Consider the following 1959-nt stretch of genomic DNA (forward strand, 5'->3'; position numbering starts at 1 on the left):
GTGTCCGTGTGCTCATCTGGCCTCCCGGACCCGCTCGGCGGCGCGCAGCCGCACCGATCCGGCCCTTGGGTTGGTCTCGGTCTCGGTCTCGGACGCGACCTCGGCCCCCCGCGTCAGCAGCCGGAAGCGCGGCTGGTGCTCGGGCAGCGGGACGGGCAGGTCCGGCGGGGTGTGGTCGGCGGTGGCCGTGGCGAGGACCTGCTTGGTGATGCGGTCCTCCAGGGAGTGGTAGCTGAGCACCGCGACCCGGCCCCCGACCGGGACGGCGTCCAGCGCGGCGGGCAGGGCCCGCCGCCAGATCTCCAGCTCGCCGTTGACCTCGATCCGCAGCGCCTGGAAGGTGCGCTTGGCCGGGTTGCCGCCGGTGCGGCGGGTCGCGGCCGGGATCGCGGTGCGGACGAGGTCGGTGAGCCGCGCCGTCGAGTCGAGCGGCTCCTTGGCGCGCTCGCGGACGATGGCCGCCGCGATGCGCTGGGCGAACCGCTCCTCGCCGTACTCGCGCAGGATGCGGGCGAGCTCGGCGGGCGGGTAGGTGTTGACGATCTCGGCGGCGGTGAGGGCCTGCGTGCGGTCCATCCGCATGTCGAGGGGCGCGTCGTAGGAGTAGGCGAAGCCGCGGTCGGCCTCGTCGAGCTGCGGTGAGGAGACGCCGAGGTCGAACAGGAACGCGTCGACCTTCGGGACGTCCAGCCGGTCGAGCACGTCGGGGATCTCGTCGTACACGGCGTGTTCGAGCGCGACCCGGTCGCCGAAGCGCTCCAGCCGCGCGGCGGAGCGCTCCAGCGCGTAGGTGTCGCGGTCGAGGCCGATCAGCCGGAGCGTCGGGTGGGCGGCGAGCATGGCCTCGGCGTGGCCGCCCATGCCGAGCGTCCCGTCCAGGTAGACGGGCGTCCGGCCGGCGTCCCGCGCCGCCTGGACGGCGGGCGCCAGGATCTCAAGTACGCGGTCGAGCAGGACCGGAATGTGACCGGCCCGCGCCGCGTGGTCGCCCACGTCCATGCTCCACCCCCATGTTGTGCCACCTCACTCGCGGAATACGTGGCATCGGCGGCCGGCGGCGCGTGCCGTCCGGCCGTCTGTCGTCGGTGCCGGCGCCCTGTGAAACCCCCTGGCGGGCGCCCTCCGGCGGCCTCGTCCGGCCAGGTCCCCATCCGCTGCCCTTGAGGAAGATCACCGCGTCACCGCGGGGGGTCGCCTTCTGGCACCGGGGAAGCTGCGCCAGAAGGCCTGGAGAGCGGCTGGAGACCTGGCCGAACGCGGGCCAGTGCCGGTCTGCGCGACCGACGTTCAGCGGATCGTCAGAGAATCCCGGGCAACACCTCCTCGGAGATGTCGGCGAACGCCTGCTCCTCCTGCTCGAGGTAGGACTCCCAGGCGCCGCTGTCCCAGATCTCCAGGCGCGTGTTCGCGCCGATGACGGTGCACTCCCGGCTCAGCCCGGCGTACTTGCGCAGCGGGGGCGGGATCGTGATCCGGCCCTGCTTGTCGGGCACCTCGTCGGAGGCGCTGGCGAAGAAGACGCGGCTGTAGGCCCGCACGGCCCGCTCGGTGACCGGCGCGGCACGAAGCGCCTCGGTGATGCGCTGGAACTCCGCCACAGGGAAGACGTACAGGCAGCGTTCCTGGCCCTTCGTGATCACCAATCCCCCCGACAGCTCCTCGCGGTACTTCGCCGGCAGGAACAGTCGTCCCTTGTCGTCGAGACGCGGTGTGTGGGTGCCGAGGAACACCGGCCCCACCTCCCGCGCCGCATGAGGCGCTACCGCTCCCCACGGCGCCCCACTCTACTCCACTCTTCCCCACCGTCAACTACGAAAACACCTGTCGCGCATCGATTTCTCGAACGATTCCGCAGGTCAGAAGGGGTGGGCTCGCAGGGGGCGGGGGGTGGGGCGGTCCGGCGCCCCACCCGGCGGGGCGATCTTGACAGCGCGTCCTGACGCAGCCCGGAGCGTCCCG

The 1959-nt window shown here is 72.6% G+C and carries 2 protein-coding genes; both read right to left on the reverse strand.

Features of this window, described 5'->3' with window-relative positions; translation table 11 throughout:
- Window positions 1–12: 12 nt before the first annotated feature.
- Entirely contained in the window at window positions 13–999 is a 987-nt protein-coding gene (gene rsmH, locus AB0J52_RS38325; RefSeq protein ID WP_500187925.1) for a 16S rRNA (cytosine(1402)-N(4))-methyltransferase RsmH, read from the reverse strand.
- Window positions 1000–1298: 299 nt separating this feature from the next.
- Complete coding sequence (mraZ, locus tag AB0J52_RS38330) at window positions 1299–1730, reverse strand: division/cell wall cluster transcriptional repressor MraZ (protein ID WP_500187927.1); 432 nt, start codon at window positions 1728–1730, stop codon at window positions 1299–1301.
- Window positions 1731–1959 lie beyond the last annotated feature (229 nt).

This window comes from Spirillospora sp. NPDC049652 (assembly GCF_040675125.1).
Taxonomy (GTDB): Bacteria; Actinomycetota; Actinomycetes; order Streptosporangiales; family Streptosporangiaceae; genus Spirillospora.